Consider the following 15,403-nt stretch of genomic DNA (forward strand, 5'->3'; position numbering starts at 1 on the left):
GGCAGTCGATTGTCTTTCGTCTACAGTCTACGGCGCACAAAGGCCAGGGAAACGGCGAGTTGGCCGCGTCACACCCGCGGGGCCCCTCAGGGACAGCGGACCACCTGGCCCGCGTACGACAGGTTCCCGCCGAAGCCGAAGAGCAGGACCGGGTCGCCGCTGGTGATCGCGCCCTGTTCGATGAGCTTGGAGAACGCGAGCGGGATGCTCGCGGCCGACGTATTGCCCGACTCGGTGACGTCGCGCGCGACGACGGCGTTCACGGCGCCGATCTTGACGGCGAGGGGTTCGATGATGCGCAGGTTGGCCTGGTGCAGCACCACCGCTGCGAGCTCCTCCGGCGCCACTCCCGCCCGCTCGCAGGCCCGGCGCGCGATGGGCGGCAGCTTCGTGGTCGCCCAGCGGTACACGCTCTGCCCCTCCTGCGCGAACCGCGGCGGCGTGCCCTCGATCCGCACCGCGTGCCCCATCTCCGGCACCGAGCCCCACAGCACCGGCCCGATCCCGGCCTCGGCGTACGGGGCACAGGCCTCGACCACGGCGGCGCCCGCCCCGTCGCCGACGAGCACACAGGTGGTGCGGTCGGACCAGTCGGTCACCTCGGACATCTTGTCGGCCCCGATGACCAGTGCCCGGCGGGCCGCGCCCGCGCGGACGGCGTGGTCGGCGGTGGCCAGGGCGTGGGTGAAGCCCGCGCACACCACGTTGACGTCCATCACCGCGGGCGAGGGCACCCCGAGGCGGGCCGCGACCCGGGCGGCCATGTTGGGCGAGCGGTCGACGGCGGTGGAGGTGGCGACCAGCACCAGGTCGATGTCCGCGGGCGCCAGTCCGGCCGCCGCGAGGGCCTTGGCGGCGGCGTGGAAGGCCAGCTCGTCGACCGGCTCGTCGGGACCGGCGATGCGGCGGGTGCGGATGCCCACCCGGCTCGTGATCCACTCGTCACTGGTGTCGACCATGCCCGCCAGGTCCTCGTTGGTGAGCACCCGGGCGGGCTGGTAGTGGCCGACTGCGGCGATGCGCGAGCCGTTCATGGGTGGATCCCCCTCGTTGCCTTGGATAGCGGGATTCACCAGTTTGATCAGTGACTCACGGGTACGACGGCAGGTGAAGTGACAGGAATCCAGCGCCCGGCTTGTCGGCTTCCGTCACCCTCACGGGCGCCCGGGCCGTCACTGCGCGCAGCCGCCTCACGGCCGCCTCCGCTCACCCGGTGAACAACTGGGTGGCCTTGCGGACCAGTTCGTACAGCCCGTAGGCGAGCGGCGCGCCCACCCACAGCCAGGCGAAGGCGATCAGCCCCCGGCGGCTCGGGCCGGGCGGAACCGGGCTAGGCTGACTCGGGCTGCTGGCGCCGGCCATCGGCGGTCTCCTTCGGTGCGGGGCTGGGGACGTGGTGGCGGGGGTGGACGGGCCGGACGAGCTCGTTGGCGACGAACCCGACGACGAGCAGCCCGATCATGATCACGAAGGACAGGCCGTAGAGGGACGCGCCGTGCCGCCCCGCCTCCTCCTGCCGGTCGGCGATCCAGTTGACGATCAGCGGCCCGAGGACTCCGGCGGTGGACCAGGCGGTGAGCAGCCGCCCGTGGATGGCGCCGACCTGGTACGTGCCGAAGAGGTCCTTCAGATACGCGGGGACCGTCGCGAAGCCGCCGCCGTAGAAGGAGAGGATCACCAGCGCGCACAGCACGAACAGCGGCTTGGAGGAGTCGCCGAACAGTGCGATGAGCGCGTACATCAGCGCGCCCACGCCGAGGTAGACACGGTAGATGTTCTTCCGGCCGATCAGGTCGGACGTCGAGGACCAGCCGATCCGGCCGGCCATGTTCGCCGCCGACAGCAGCGCGACGAACCCGGCGGCGGCCGTCACCGACACCGGCGTCGAGGTGTCCGCGAAGAAGTCGGTGATCATCGGGGCGGCTTTCTCCAGGATGCCGATGCCGGCCGTGACGTTCATGCAGAGCACGATCCACAGGCACCAGAACTGCGGGGTGCGCACCGCGCCGCGGGCCGAGACCTGCGGGCCCGCGAGAGCGCTCGGCGCGCCCTCGACGGGTGCGGCGGTCCGGGGCACCCGCACCAGCAGCACGCCCAGCAGCATGAAGACCGCGTACGACAGCCCGTGCACGAGGAACGCGAGCGCGATGCCGGTGCTGTCGGCTCCGAACGCCTCCAGCATCCGCGCCGACCAGGGCGAGGCGATGAGCGCGCCGCCGCCGAAGCCCATGATGGCGATGCCGGTCGCCATGCCGGGCCGGTCCGGGAACCACTTGATCAGTGTGGAGACGGGCGAGATGTAGCCGATGCCGAGACCGACGCCGCCGACGGCGCCGTAGCCGAGGACGATGAGCCAGTACTGCTCGGCCGCCGCGCCGAGCGCGCAGACCAGGAAGCCGGAGGAGAAGCAGACCAGGGCGACGGTCATCGCCCAGCGCGGTCCGTTGCGCTCCACGAGGGTGCCGCCGAACGCGGCCGACAGGCCGAGCATGACGATGGCGAGCTGGAAGGGGAGCGCGCTCTGGGTGCCGCTGAGGCCGAGCGCGGACTCGAGCGGCGGTTTGAACACGCTCCAGGCGTAGGCCTGGCCGATGGAGAGGTGGACGGAGAGCGCGGCGGGCGGAACGAGCCAGCGGCTCCAGCCCGGGGGTGCGACGGGGGGACTCATGGACCCCGGACGGTAGGCAGCGGTACGGGAGTTGAGAAGACGCGCGTCGACCGTATGCGGTGAGCGGTATCCAGGGTGCGCCGAACGGTCGGCTGTGCGCACACCCTTGCTGCACCTTGCTCCATACTGTAGACAATATTTCGTCGACAGTTTCGGGACAGTCTCGTCCAGCCGACCACCACCTCCGCGGTATCCCTCAAACCGAACGGAGCGTTCCCGTGAAAGTCGCAGTTCTCGGCGCCGGTGCCATCGGTGCCTATGTCGGTGCCGCGCTCCACCGCGCCGGTGCCGAGGTGCATCTCATCGCCCGTGGACCGCATCTGGCGGCCATGAGGCAGCACGGAGTGCGGGTGCGCAGTCCGCGCGGCGACTTCACCGCGCACCCCCACGCGACCGACGACCCGGCTGAGATCGGGCCGGCCGACTACGTCTTCCTGGGCCTGAAGGCCAACTCGTACGCGGCGTGCGGGCCGCTGATCGAACCGCTGCTGCACGGCACCACGGCCGTCGTGGCCGCCCAGAACGGCATTCCCTGGTGGTACTTCCACCGGCACGGCGGCCCCTACGACGGCCACCGGGTGGAGAGCGTCGACCCGGGCGGCGCGGTCAGCGCGGTGCTCGCGCCCGAACGGGCCGTCGGGTGCGTCGTCTACGCGGCGACCGAGCTGGAAGGGCCGGGCATCGTCCGCCACTTGGAAGGCACCCGCTTCTCGATCGGCGAGCCGGACCGCAGTGTCTCGGCGCGCTGTGTGCGCTTCAGCGAGGCCATGCTGGCCGGCGGCCTGAAGTGCCCGGTCGAACCCGACCTGCGCAATGACATCTGGGTCAAGCTGCTCGGCAACATCTCCTTCAACCCGATCAGCGCGCTGGCCCGCGCCACCATGCGGCAGATGTGCCGGCACGGCGGCACCCGCAGGGTCATCGAGACGATGATGACCGAGACGCTCGCGGTCGCCGAGGCCCTCGGCTGCCGGGTCGGCGTCTCCATCGAACGCCGCCTCGCCGGCGCCGAACGGGTCGGGGACCACCGCACCTCCACGCTCCAGGACCTGGAGCGCGGCAAGCCGCTCGAACTCGACGTGCTGCTCGCGGCCGTCGTCGAACTGGCGGACATCACCGGCGTGGACGTGCCCACGCTGCGCACCGTGCACGCCATCTCGGACCTGCTCGCACTGAGGAGCGCCGCATGAGGAAGCGCCGACCGAAGACCTACACCCGGCTCACACATCCGCTGATCAGGGACACGCGCGACGAGCCGTTCCGGCGGGCGAGCTGGGACGAGGCCCTGGAACGGGCCGCCCGCGGCCTGGCCCGCAATCGCGGCGCGTTCGGGATGTTCTCCTGCGCCCGCGCCACCAACGAGATGAACTACGTGGCGCAGAAGTTCGCCCGCGTGGTGATGGGCACCAACAATGTCGACTCCTGCAACCGCACCTGTCACGCGCCGAGCGTGGCGGGCCTGTCGGCCGCCTTCGGCTCCGGCGGCGGGACGTCGTCGTACGAGGAGATCGAGCACACCGACGTCATCGTGATGTGGGGCTCCAACGCCCGCTTCGCGCACCCGATCTTCTTCCAGCACGTGCTGAAGGGCATCAGGAACGGCGCCCGGATGTACGCGGTGGACCCGCGCCGCACCTCCACCGCCGAGTGGGCGGAGAGCTGGCTCGGGCTCAACGTCGGCACCGACATCCCGATGGCGCACGCGATCGGCCGGGAGATCATCCACGCGGGCCTGGCCAACCAGGCGTTCATCGAGCGGGCCACGACCGGCTTCGAGGAGTACGTGCAGCTCGTCGAGCCGTGGACGCTGACCCTCGCCGAGAAGGTGACGGGCGTACCGGCCGCCGCCATACGGGACTTGGCGCACGCCTACGCCCGCGCCGAACGCGCCCAGCTGTGCTGGACCCTCGGCATCACCGAGCACCACAACGGCACCGACAACGTACGCGCCCTGATCAACCTGTCCCTGCTCACCGGCCACGTCGGCCGCTACGGCTCCGGGCTGCAGCCGCTGCGCGGCCAGAACAACGTGCAGGGCGGCGGCGACATGGGCGCCATCCCCAACCGGCTGCCGGGCTTCCAGGACATCCTCGATCCCAGTACCCGGCTGAAGTTCGAGTCGGCCTGGGACACCGTCATCCAGCCGCACTACGGGCTGAACCTGACGGAGATGTTCGAGGCGATGGAGGACGGCACCCTGAAGGCCGTCTACTGCATCGGCGAGAACCCGGCGCAGTCGGAGGCGGACAGCGAGCAGGCCGTACGGCGGCTGCGGGCCCTGGACTTCCTCGTCGTGCAGGACATCTTCCTCACCAAGACGGCCGAACTCGCGGACGTCGTGCTGCCCGCGACCGCCGGGTGGGCGGAGACCGAGGGCACGACCACCAACAGCGAGCGCCGGGTCCAGCGCGTCCGCAAGGCCGTCACCCCGCCCGGCGAGGCCCGCGAGGACATCGACATCATCTGCGACCTGGCGGCCCGCCTCGGCCACGACTGGAAGTACGCCGACGCCGAGTCCGTCTGGAACGAGCTCAGGTCCGTCTCTCCGGACCACCACGGCATGACGTACGAGCGGCTGGAGGAGCACCAGGGCATCCAGTGGCCGTGCCGCAGCACCGAGCGGCTCGAACCGCCCTATCTGCACGGCCGGTTGTGGGAGACGGATCCGGCCGCACGCGGCAGGCCCGCGCCGTTCGGGATCGTGCACCACGATCCGCCGGTCGACCTCACGGACGAGGAGTACCCGATCCGGCTCACCACCGGCCGGCGCCTCGACTCGTACAACACCGGTGTGCAGAGCGGCGGTTACCCCTCGCCCCTGCGGCGCGGCGAGTACATCGAGCTGTGCCCGGAGGACGCCGAGCGGTACGGGGTCGTCGTCGGCGAGGAGGTCCAGGTCACCTCCCGGCGCGGATCGGTGGTGGCGCCGGTGTGGATCGACACCGCGCTGCGGCCCGGGCTCGCCTTCATGACCATGCACTTCCCCGACGAGGTGGACACCAACCAGCTGACGATCGAGGCCAACTGCCCGATCGCGGGGACGGCGGAGTTCAAGGCGTCGGCGATCCGGATCGAGAAGCTCCCCGTGGCGACCATCGTGAGGTGACGCAAGTGGACCTGCGCTTCGGCGACAGCAAACCGACGGACGAGGAGAGGGCAGCCGTCGACGCCCTGCTCGGCCCTCCGGAGTCCTCCTGGGAGGGCGCCGCCCGCGACGAGATGAGGGCCGCCGATCTGAGGTGGGCCCGCGGCGGACGGGAGGCCCGGGACCGCCGCGACCTGCTGCTGCCGGGGCTGCACGCGATCAACGACCGGGTCGGCTGGATCAGCGAGGGCGCCCTCGACTACCTGTGCCGGCGGCTGACCGTGCCGCCGGCGGAGGCGTACGGGGTCGCCACCTTCTACGCCATGTTCTCCGTCAAGCCGCGTCCGGCGACCGTGCTCCAGGTGTGCACGGACCTGGCGTGCACGGCGGCCGGAGCGGCCGGGCTGTGCGCCGGGATCGAGGCACGGCTCGGCCTCGGCAGCGGGGTGAGCGTGGAGCGCAGCCCCTGCCTCGGCCTGTGCGAACGCGCCCCGGCGGCGCTCGCGATCAAGGCCGGGGACCCGGTGCGCACGGCGGTGTCGGCTCCGGCGACCGTGGAGGAGGCCGTCCTCGCCGCGACCGCCCCCGACTCGGCGCCGGAGGAGCCGCCCGCGGCGATGGCGGTGCCCCAGGCGCCTCAGGGGGACCTGATCCTGTTGCGCCGGGTCGGAATCGTCGACCCGTCCTCGCTGGACGACTACCGCGCCCACGGCGGCTACGCGGCCCTGCGCCGGGCCTTCGAGCTGGGCCCCGCAGGGGTCATCCGCGAGGTCACCGACTCCGGTCTGGCCGGGCGCGGCGGCGCCGCCTTCCCCACCGGCCGCAAGTGGCAGGTTACGGCGTCCCAGCCCGACCACCCGCACTACCTCGTCTGCAACGCCGACGAGTCCGAGCCGGGCACCTTCAAGGACCGCGTGCTCATGGAGGGCGACCCGTACGCGCTGGTCGAGGCGATGACCGTCGCGGCGTACGCGATCGGCGCGCACAAGGGCTACCTGTACCTGCGCGGCGAGTATCCGCGGGCCCTCGCCCGCCTCACCCACGCCCTTGCGCAGGCCCGCGCGCGCGGTCTGCTCGGCGAGGACATCCTCGGCCAGGGCTACGCCTTCGACATCGAGATCCGGCGGGGCGCGGGGGCGTACATCTGCGGTGAGGAGACCGCCCTGTTCAACTCCATCGAGGGCTACCGGGGCGAGCCGCGCTCGAAGCCGCCCTTCCCGGTGGAGAAGGGCCTGTTCGGCAAGCCCACCGCCGAGAACAACGTCGAGACGCTGGTCAACGTGCTGCCGATCCTGACGATGGGGGCCCCGGCGTACGCGGCGATCGGCACGGCGAAGTCCACCGGGCCGAAGCTGTTCTGCGTGTCGGGGAGCGTGGACCGGCCCGGGATCTACGAACTCCCCTTCGGGGCGACGCTGGGCGAGCTGCTGGAGCTCGCCGGAGTACGCAAGGGGCTCCGGGCCGTGCTGCTCGGCGGAGCGGCGGGCGGGTTCGTACGGCCCGACGAACTCGGCATCCCGCTCACCTTCGAAGGCACCCGACAGGCGGGCACGACGCTCGGCTCGGGGGTCGTCATGGCCTTCGACGACACGGTGCCCCTGCCGCGGCTGCTGGTGCGCATAGCGGAGTTCTTCCGGGACGAGTCGTGCGGGCAGTGCGTGCCGTGCCGGGTCGGGACCGTGCGCCAGCAGGAGGCACTGCACCGGATCGTGGAGCGTACGGGGGTCGCCGCCGCCGATGACATCGCCCTGCTCAGAGAGGTCGGCCGCGCGATGCGGGACGCCTCGATCTGCGGTCTCGGGCAGACCGCGTGGAACGCCGTGGAATCCGCCATCGACCGTCTGGGGGCGTACGAATGACCGCGATACCGCTGGGGGTGCCGCGCCGGCTGGTGGAGTTCACGATCGACGGGCAGGAAGCGCGGGTCCCGGAGGGCTCGACGATCCTCGACGCCTGCCGGGCCGCCGGGAAGGACATCCCCACCCTCTGCCAGGGCGACACGCTCACTCCGAAGAACGCCTGCCGCGTCTGCGTCGTCGAGGTCGAGGGCTCCCGCACCCTCGTCCCGGCCTGTTCCCGCAGGGCCGAGCCGGGCATGGAGGTGCGGACGGGCACCGAGCGCGCCCGGCACAGCCGCAAGATCGTCCTGGAACTGCTCGCCTCGTCCGTCGACCTGTCGACGACGCCGAAGGCCGCCGAGTGGATCAAGGAGTACGAGGCGAAGCCGGACCGCTTCGGCCCGGACGCGGCCCGGCTGAACGAGGAACCGAAAATCGACAACGACCTGTACGTGCGCGACTACGACAAGTGCATCCTCTGCTACAAGTGCGTGGACGCCTGCGGCGACCAGTGGCAGAACACCTTCGCGATCTCGGTCGCCGGGCGCGGCTTCGACGCGCGGATCGCCGTCGAGCACAACGCGCCGCTGACGGACTCGGCCTGCGTGTACTGCGGGAACTGCATCGAGGTGTGCCCGACGGGGGCGCTGTCCTTCAAGTCGGAGTTCGACATGCGGGCGGCGGGTACGTGGGACGAGTCGCGGCAGACGCGGACGACCACGGTGTGCGCGTACTGCGGCGTGGGCTGCAACCTCACCCTGCACGTGCAGGACAATGAAATCGTCAAGGTCACCTCGCCGCACGACAACCCGGTGACCCACGGCAACCTGTGCATCAAGGGCCGCTTCGGCTACCAGCACGTACAGAACCGGGACTGAACGGGACTGATGGGGACATGGGACGAGTCACGGAACGACGCAGGGTGCTCCGGATCCGGGACGGGGCGGTCTCCAGCCGTCCGGACACGCTCGTCGCCGAGGAGCCCCTGGAGATCCGGCTGAACGGCAAGCCGCTGGCGATCACGATGCGGACGCCCGGTGACGACTTCGCGCTGGCGGCGGGCTTCCTGGTCAGCGAGGGGGTGCTCGGCACCGCCGCGGACCTGCGGAACATCGTGTACTGCGCGGGCGCCACGGCGGACGGCTCGAACACGTACAACGTGGTGGACGTGCAGACCGCGCCGGGTGTGGCGATCCCCGACATCACCCTGGAGCGCAACGTCTACACCACCTCCTCCTGCGGCCTGTGCGGCAAGGCGAGCCTCGACGCGGTCCGTACGACGGCCCGCTGGCAGATCGCGGACACTCCCCCGGTCCGCGTGGACCCGGAGCTGCTCGCGCGCCTCCCCGACCGGCTGCGCGCGGCCCAGCGGGTCTTCGACCGGACCGGGGGCCTGCACGCGGCCGCCCTGTTCGACGAGGACGGGGAGCTGCTGGACGTACGGGAGGACGTCGGCCGGCACAACGCGGTCGACAAGCTGGTCGGCCGCGCCCTGCAGGACGGCGGTCTGCCGCTGTCCCGGACGATCCTGCTGGTCTCCGGCCGGGCCTCCTTCGAGCTGGCGCAGAAGGCGGTCATGGCCGGGATCCCGGTCCTGGCGGCCGTCTCCGCGCCGTCCTCGCTGGCCGTGGACCTGGCCGCCGAGACGGGGCTGACACTGGTGGGCTTCCTGCGGGGCAGCTCCATGAACGTGTACGCGGGCGAGGACCGCATCGCCCTGCGGGCCGCGGCCGCCCAGGGCTGAGACGGTTCCCCGCGACACGGCGGCGGGGCCCCGACCGGCGGGGAGCGCCCCCTGCGCCGCAGGGGCCCCGTCTCACCCCACCCGACCCCACCACCACCCTCGCCCCTCCGTGCCGGAGGTCCGCAACCGGCGACCGCGTCATCCGCACGACGTCCGCCCGCTCGGCCGCCGACAGCGGCGCCAGTGAACGGGCGCTCGCTCCGGTGCCGCCGATCGGCCCCCGACAGCGCCGCCAGGCGCGTCGTTCGCCGGCCGGGCGCCTGCTCACCGTCGCGACGGCGCCGCACCCCCGCGGTCGGCGTACGTCGGCACCGCCGGTGCCGGCGCGCCCGACGACGGCCGCTGGCACCACCTCGCCCCGCGTCACGGCGGAGGGCGGCTCACGCTCCTCCTCGACGGAAGGGCCGTAGCACCGCGGACATGCCCGGATCCGGTCCACCGCGACGTGCCGTTCGGTGCGAACGTCGGCCGACGCCTGGACGGCCGGGCCCACTTCGCCGACGCCATCGACGACGTGCGCGTCCGGAACCGGGCCTCCGGCGACGAGGAACCGGCCACCGGCCGCCCGGCTTCGGCCACGGCCGGCGCCGTTGTGTGGCTCCCCGTGGACCGGGTGCGCCGGTAGCCACTAACGTCCCGGAGCGTGCCCGACGCCACAGCACGAGCACGACAGCGCGCGGGAACCGGGATCGGCCTGGTGCTGGCCCTGGTTCTCGGGGCCGTGCTGCTCACCGGGCTCCCGCAGGACGGGGACCCGGAGGGCGGCGGACGGCGCGACGGCAGCGGCTGCGCACCGCGTGCGGTCGCCGCCTGGTCGGCCGACGACCGCCTCACCGGCGAGTTCGCCCGCTACGGCGACGACCCGGTCCGCACCGACGACTGGACCGGCGGGGACGGCACCCACTCGCTGCGGCTGCCGGACGGCCGGATCCTGTGGCTGTTCTCGGACACCTACCTGGGCCGGGTGCACGGCCCGCCCAACCCGGCCGGTGAGTCCCACGCATGGCGGGACGCGACCGCGCCACTCGTGCGCAACTCGGCCGTCGTGATGCGCGGCGGCCGCCTGGAGACCACCCTGCCCGCCCCGCTCTTCCCCGACCCGGCCCCGAACCAGTGGCGCTGGCCGGTGGCCGCCCGCGTCGAGTCGCGCTCCCCCGGCTCGTCCGAGCAGGTGGTGCGGGTGCTGCTGTGGGTCCGCGCGGCCGGTGCCTCCCCCTGGATCTACGGCGTGCCCACCGCGACGGAGGTCGCCACGCTGTCACTGCCGGACCTGCGCCTGGAATCGGTCGTGAACGTGCTCGACCAGCAGCTGGTGCCCGATCCGTCCCGGCGTGTCCTGTTCGGCACCACGCTGGTGAAGGAGGACGGCTGGACGTACGTCTTCGGCGGCGACGACGGCCAGGCCGCCTCCCGTCCCGCCTCGCAGGCGTACGTGGCCCGCGTCCCCGAAGGCCGGCTCGCCGATCCGGCCGCCTGGCGGTACTGGAACGGCTCCGCCTGGGGCGCGCGGCCCCGCCCCGTGCTGGGGGACGGGCGCCGCACGGGAGTGGGCAGCGCGTTCTCGGTGGTGCGGCAGGACGGGACGTACGTGCTGTTCACGATGGCGGCGGGCACCAAGGGGCTGACCACGGTCACGTCGTACTGGGCTTGTTCCCCGACCGGGCCGTGGCACGGGCCGACCGGGGAGTTCAGCCCGTCGCTGCCGCGCGGCGGGGTCGCCGCGTACAACCCGCAGGCGCACCCGGCGCTCAGCGGCGAGGGCCGTCTCGTGCTCAGCTACGACGTCAACTGGCTGGAGACCACCCAGGCGGCGGCGCAGCTCAGCCGGAACGTGTCCCTGTACCGACCGCGGTTCGTGACGCTGCGGCTGGCGCCGACGCGGTGACCTCTTCGCGGGGGTCGCGGGCCCGGCGCTTGGCGATCACCGCGCACACCATCAGCTGCATCTGGTGGAAGAGCATCAGCGGCAGCACGGCCAGCGAGGCCTGGGCGCCGAACAGCACGCTCGCCATGGGCAGCCCGGCCGCCAGGGACTTCTTCGAACCGGCGAACTGGAGCACGATGCGGTCCTCGCGGCCGAAGCCCAGCACCTTGCCGCCGTACCAGGTCAGCAGCAGCATCACGGCCAGCAGCACGGCCTCGACGGCGAGCAGCCCGGCCAGCCGGACCGGACTGACCTGGTGCCAGATGCCCTGGATCATGCCCTGGCTGAAGGCGGTGTAGACGACGAGCAGGATCGAGCCGCGGTCGACCAGCCCGAGAACCTTCTTGTGGCGGGTGACGAACCCGCCGATCCAGCGGCGCAGCAGCTGCCCGGCGAGGAACGGCACCAGCAGTTGCAGCACGATCTTCACCAGCGAGTCGGCGGAGAAGCCGCCGCCCGTGCCGCCGAGCAGCGCGGCCGCCAGCAGCGGGGTGGCGACGATGCCGACGAGCGAGGAGAAGGAGCCCGCGCAGATCGCGGCAGGCACGTTGCCGCGGGCGATGGAGGTGAAGGCGATCGACGACTGCACGGTCGACGGCACCAGCGTCAGGAAGAGCAGGCCCAGGTAGAGCGGGTGCGTCAGGAACACCGGGACGAGCCCGCGCGCGGCGAGCCCGAGCAGCGGGAAGACGGCGAAGGTGCAGGCCAGGACGGTGACGTGGAGCCGCCAGTGCTTCAGCCCGTCCAGCGCCTCACGGGTGGACAGCCGGGCCCCGTAGAGGAAGAAGAGGAGGGCGATCGCGGCCGTCGAGGCCCCGGACGCCGCGTCGGCGGCCGTTCCCCGCGCCGGGAGCAGCGCGGCGAGTCCCACCGTCGCGAGCAAGAGCAGGATGTAGGGGTCGATCGGCATCCAACTCGGCCATCGCAGGCTTTTCACGGTGCTCCACTTGCTCGGTGCTGTCGGCGGTACACGGGTCCCCCCTCCATCGTGCTCCCTCACCCGCCGATCGGGAATCCGGCACACCACACTCACTGTCATCACGTTCTGCGATAAGCTGCGGGAGTGTACGACCCCTCTCACCTGCGTACGTTCCTGTCGGTGGCCCAGACCCTGAGCTTCACGCAGGCCGCCCGGCGGCTCGGGCTGCGCCAGTCCACCGTCAGCCAGCACGTCCGGCGGCTGGAGGACGCCACCGGGCGGCAGCTGTTCACCCGGGACACCCACTCCGTGGAGCTGACGGAGGACGGCGAGGCGATGCTCGGCTTCGCGCGGCGGATCCTGGAGGTGCACGAGCAGGCCACGGCGTTCTTCACCGGCACCCGGCTGCGCGGCCGGCTGCGCTTCGGCGCGTCGGAGGACTTCGTGCTGACCCGGCTGCCGGAGATCCTGGAGGGCTTCCGCCACGACCACCCGGAGGTCGATCTGGAGCTGACGGTCGAGCTGTCCGGCACACTGCACGAGCAGTTGACGGCCGGAAAGCTGGACCTGGTGCTGGCCAAGCGGCGCCCGGAGGATCCGCGCGGCGAGCTGGTGTGGCACGACCGGCTGGTGTGGATCGGCGCGGAGCGGCTCCGCCTGGACCCGGACCGTCCCGTGCCGCTCATCGTCTATCCGCCGCCCGGCATCACCCGGGCGCTGGCCCTGGAGGCACTGCAGCGGCAGGGCCGTGAGTGGCGCGTCGCGTGCACGAGCGGCAGCCTCAACGGCCTGATCGCGGCGGCCCGGGCGGGCCTCGGGGTGATGGCGCACTCGCGGGGCCTCATCCCGCCGGGCCTGGTGCGGATCCCCGACCGGGCGGGCCTGCCGGAGCTGGGCCGCGTCGACTTCGTCCTGGTCCACGGCCGCCGCCTCAGCTCCGCCCAGGGCGCGGCGGACGCCCTGGCGGCGGCGATCCTGGCGGGCGGGGACAGGCTCCAGCGCAGCCGGCACCGGGGGTTGTGAGGGCCGGCGCGGCCGGCCGGAGTGACGGATTCCGCTGCTCCGACGCTGGGAGAAGAAAGGACGGTGGCGCTGTGGCCACATACCGGTGAGCGGCGCCGGCCGTGGCGTGGTCGTACAGATTCGGTGGAGATTACGGCACCGAAACTTACTCAACCGTCAGTTTTCTGTCCGACCCTTCCGCATGTGAGCGCATTGTCTGCCCGTGACCAGCCCGTACAAGTGCGTCACTCCCCTTCCCACCCCCTCCCGCCCCTTCTGCGCGTGGGGTAGCTTTCACGCGCTGTGCGGAGTGGCACGAAGAGCGGGGAGCGGGGTTTGCGCGAGTTCACCAACCCTCCGTTGACGCTGGCACCGCCGGTGGGCGGTCTGGCCGACGTCGTCTTCCACCATGCCCAGGAGGACCCGCTGCACATCGCGCTCGGCCGCAAGGACGACAGCGGCCGGTGGCGGGACGTCACCAGCGCCGAGTTCCGCGACGAGGTGCTCGCCCTCGCCAAGGGCCTGCTGGCCCAGGGGGTCCGCTTCGGCGACCGGGTCGCGATCATGTCCCGTACCCGCTACGAGTGGACGCTGTTCGACTTCGCGCTGTGGACGATCGGCGCGCAGGTGGTGCCGGTGTATCCGACGTCGTCGGCCGAGCAGTGCTTCTGGATGCTGTACGACGCCGAGGTCACCGCCGCGGTCGTGGAGCACGAGGACCACGCGATGACGATCGCCACCGTCATCGACCGGCTGCCGCAGCTGCGCCGGCTGTGGCAGCTGGACGCCGGCGCCCTGCAGGAGCTGTACGACGCGGGCGCCCACCTCGACGACGAGGTGGTGCACCGGCACCGGCAGGCGGTCACCCCGGACTCGGTCGCCACCATCATCTACACCTCGGGCACCACGGGCCGCCCCAAGGGCTGCGTCATCTCGCACGGCAACTTCATGTACGAGGCGGACACCGTGATCCGGCGCTGGGAGCCGGTGTTCCACTCCAGGAAGGGCGACGAGGCGGCGACGCTGCTGTTCCTGCCGCTCGCGCACGTCTTCGGGCGGATGGTGGAGGTCGCCGGGATCCGCGGCAAGGTGAAGTTCGGCCACCAGCCGCAGCTGAACGCCGCGGCGCTGCTGCCCGATCTGGCCGCGTTCAGGCCGACGTTCATCCTCGCCGTGCCGTACATCTTCGAGAAGGTGTTCAACGCCGCGCGCCGCAAGGCCGAGAAGGAGGGCAAGGCCGGGCCGTTCGAGAAGGCGGTCGAGGTCGCCGTGCGGTACGCGGACGCCATGGAGAACAAGGCGTGGGGCGTGGGCCCCGGCCCCTCGGCGGGGCTGCGGATGCAGCACCAGCTGTTCGACAAGCTCGTCTACTCCAAGGTGCGCGCCGCGATGGGAGGCCGTATCCGGCACGCGATGTCGGGCGGATCGGCGATGGACCGGCGGCTCGGGCTGTTCTTCGCGGGCGCGGGCGTGCACATCTACGAGGGGTACGGCCTGACCGAGTCCACGGCGGCCGCGACCGCGAACCCGCCCGAGCGCACCCGCTACGGCACGGTCGGGCAGCCCATCCCGGGCGTCACCGTGCACATCGCGGACGACGGCGAGATCTGGCTGCGCGGCGACAACGTCTTCCAGGGCTACCTCAACAACCCCAAGGCCACCGACGAGACGCTGCACGACGGCTGGCTGGCCACCGGCGACCTCGGTTCCCTCGACGAGGACGGCTACCTGACCATCACCGGCCGCAAGAAGGAGATCGTGGTCACGTCGGGGGGCAAGAGCGTCTCGCCCGGCGTGCTGGAGGAACGCGTCCGCGACCATCCGCTGGTCAGCCAGTGCATCGTCGTCGGCAACGACCGCCCGTACATCGCCGCCCTGGTGACCCTGGACCAGGAGGCCGTCGAGCACTGGCTGATGATGCGCGACAAACCGAGGATGACCCCGCAGCAGCTGGTGCGCGACCCCGACCTTGAGGCGGAGGTGCGGCGGGCCGTGGTCGCGGCCAACACGCTGGTCTCGCAGGCCGAGTCGATCCGCACGTTCCGCATCCTGGCGCAGCCGTTCACCGAGGAGCACGGACTGCTCACGCCGTCGCTGAAACTGAAGCGCAAGGCGATCGAGAAGGCGTACGCCACCGAGGTCGATGCCCTCTACCGTGCCTGAATCGTCCCGTCACGGGCACTTCGTCAACCCTGGAATTCTCCCGTCAGGAATGCATCGCGG

General features: G+C 71.9%; 12 protein-coding genes and 1 pseudogene. 9 read left to right on the forward strand and 4 right to left on the reverse strand.

Features of this window, described 5'->3' with window-relative positions; genetic code table 11:
• Nucleotides 1-86: 86 nt before the first annotated feature.
• From ACFPZJ_RS18510 to ACFPZJ_RS18520, 3 genes are all read right to left on the reverse strand, one after another.
• Entirely contained in the window at nt 87-1,034 is a 948-nt protein-coding gene (locus ACFPZJ_RS18510) for a beta-ketoacyl-ACP synthase III (protein ID WP_381022544.1), read from the reverse strand.
• Nucleotides 1,035-1,206: 172 nt separating this feature from the next.
• Complete coding sequence (locus tag ACFPZJ_RS18515) at nt 1,207-1,362, reverse strand: MFS transporter small subunit (RefSeq protein WP_381022547.1); 156 nt, start codon at nt 1,360-1,362, stop codon at nt 1,207-1,209.
• Nucleotides 1,331-2,668 (reverse strand): OFA family MFS transporter, encoded by a 1,338-nt coding sequence (locus tag ACFPZJ_RS18520; protein ID WP_381022548.1) that lies wholly within the window; start codon nt 2,666-2,668, stop codon nt 1,331-1,333. The genes ACFPZJ_RS18515 and ACFPZJ_RS18520 overlap by 32 nt, the downstream gene beginning before the upstream one ends.
• A gap of 218 nt (nt 2,669-2,886) precedes the next feature.
• Here ACFPZJ_RS18520 and ACFPZJ_RS18525 point away from each other — a divergent pair, with 218 nt between their 5' ends.
• The 7 genes and pseudogenes from ACFPZJ_RS18525 (at nt 2,887) to ACFPZJ_RS18555 (ending at nt 11,220) form a co-directional block, all read left to right on the forward strand.
• Nucleotides 2,887-3,858 carry a 2-dehydropantoate 2-reductase gene (locus ACFPZJ_RS18525; RefSeq protein ID WP_381022551.1) on the forward strand — a complete coding sequence of 324 codons (972 nt, stop codon included), beginning with the start codon at nt 2,887-2,889 and terminating at the stop codon, nt 3,856-3,858.
• Nucleotides 3,855-5,774, forward strand: coding sequence for a molybdopterin oxidoreductase family protein (locus ACFPZJ_RS18530; RefSeq protein WP_381022553.1), 1,920 nt, complete (start codon nt 3,855-3,857; stop codon nt 5,772-5,774). The genes ACFPZJ_RS18525 and ACFPZJ_RS18530 overlap by 4 nt, the downstream gene beginning before the upstream one ends.
• Nucleotides 5,775-5,779: 5 nt before the next feature.
• Complete coding sequence (locus tag ACFPZJ_RS18535) at nt 5,780-7,612, forward strand: NAD(P)H-dependent oxidoreductase subunit E (RefSeq protein WP_381023438.1); 1,833 nt, start codon at nt 5,780-5,782, stop codon at nt 7,610-7,612.
• Nucleotides 7,609-8,469 (forward strand): 2Fe-2S iron-sulfur cluster-binding protein, encoded by an 861-nt coding sequence (locus ACFPZJ_RS18540; protein ID WP_381022556.1) that lies wholly within the window; start codon nt 7,609-7,611, stop codon nt 8,467-8,469. The genes ACFPZJ_RS18535 and ACFPZJ_RS18540 overlap by 4 nt, the downstream gene beginning before the upstream one ends.
• 17 nt (nt 8,470-8,486) lie before the next feature.
• On the forward strand, nt 8,487-9,335 hold the full coding sequence (fdhD, locus tag ACFPZJ_RS18545) for a formate dehydrogenase accessory sulfurtransferase FdhD (protein ID WP_381022557.1): 849 nt from the start codon (nt 8,487-8,489) through the stop codon (nt 9,333-9,335).
• Between the two features lie 325 nt (nt 9,336-9,660).
• Nucleotides 9,661-9,960: pseudogene (locus tag ACFPZJ_RS18550) on the forward strand (LamG-like jellyroll fold domain-containing protein); the annotation flags it as partial.
• Nucleotides 9,961-9,978: 18 nt separating this feature from the next.
• Complete coding sequence (locus ACFPZJ_RS18555; protein WP_381022560.1) at nt 9,979-11,220, forward strand: DUF4185 domain-containing protein; 1,242 nt, start codon at nt 9,979-9,981, stop codon at nt 11,218-11,220.
• Here the strand turns inward: ACFPZJ_RS18555 and ACFPZJ_RS18560 are convergent.
• The gene (locus tag ACFPZJ_RS18560; protein WP_381022563.1) at nt 11,156-12,169 is read right to left on the reverse strand and encodes a bile acid:sodium symporter family protein; all 1,014 of its coding nucleotides are present in this window, start codon (nt 12,167-12,169) and stop codon (nt 11,156-11,158) included. The two genes, ACFPZJ_RS18555 and ACFPZJ_RS18560, sit on opposite strands and share 65 nt — an antisense overlap.
• A gap of 153 nt (nt 12,170-12,322) precedes the next feature.
• Between ACFPZJ_RS18560 and ACFPZJ_RS18565 the strand changes: the two genes are divergently transcribed.
• Nucleotides 12,323-13,201 carry a LysR substrate-binding domain-containing protein gene (locus tag ACFPZJ_RS18565; protein WP_381022566.1) on the forward strand — a complete coding sequence of 293 codons (879 nt, stop codon included), beginning with the start codon at nt 12,323-12,325 and terminating at the stop codon, nt 13,199-13,201.
• Between the two features lie 315 nt (nt 13,202-13,516).
• Complete coding sequence (locus ACFPZJ_RS18570; protein ID WP_381022569.1) at nt 13,517-15,343, forward strand: AMP-dependent synthetase/ligase; 1,827 nt, start codon at nt 13,517-13,519, stop codon at nt 15,341-15,343.
• Nucleotides 15,344-15,403: the final 60 nt, after the last annotated feature.

Origin of the sequence: Streptomyces bullii (assembly GCF_042657145.1) — a bacterium.
Lineage (GTDB): Bacteria > Actinomycetota > Actinomycetes > Streptomycetales > Streptomycetaceae > Streptomyces > Streptomyces bullii.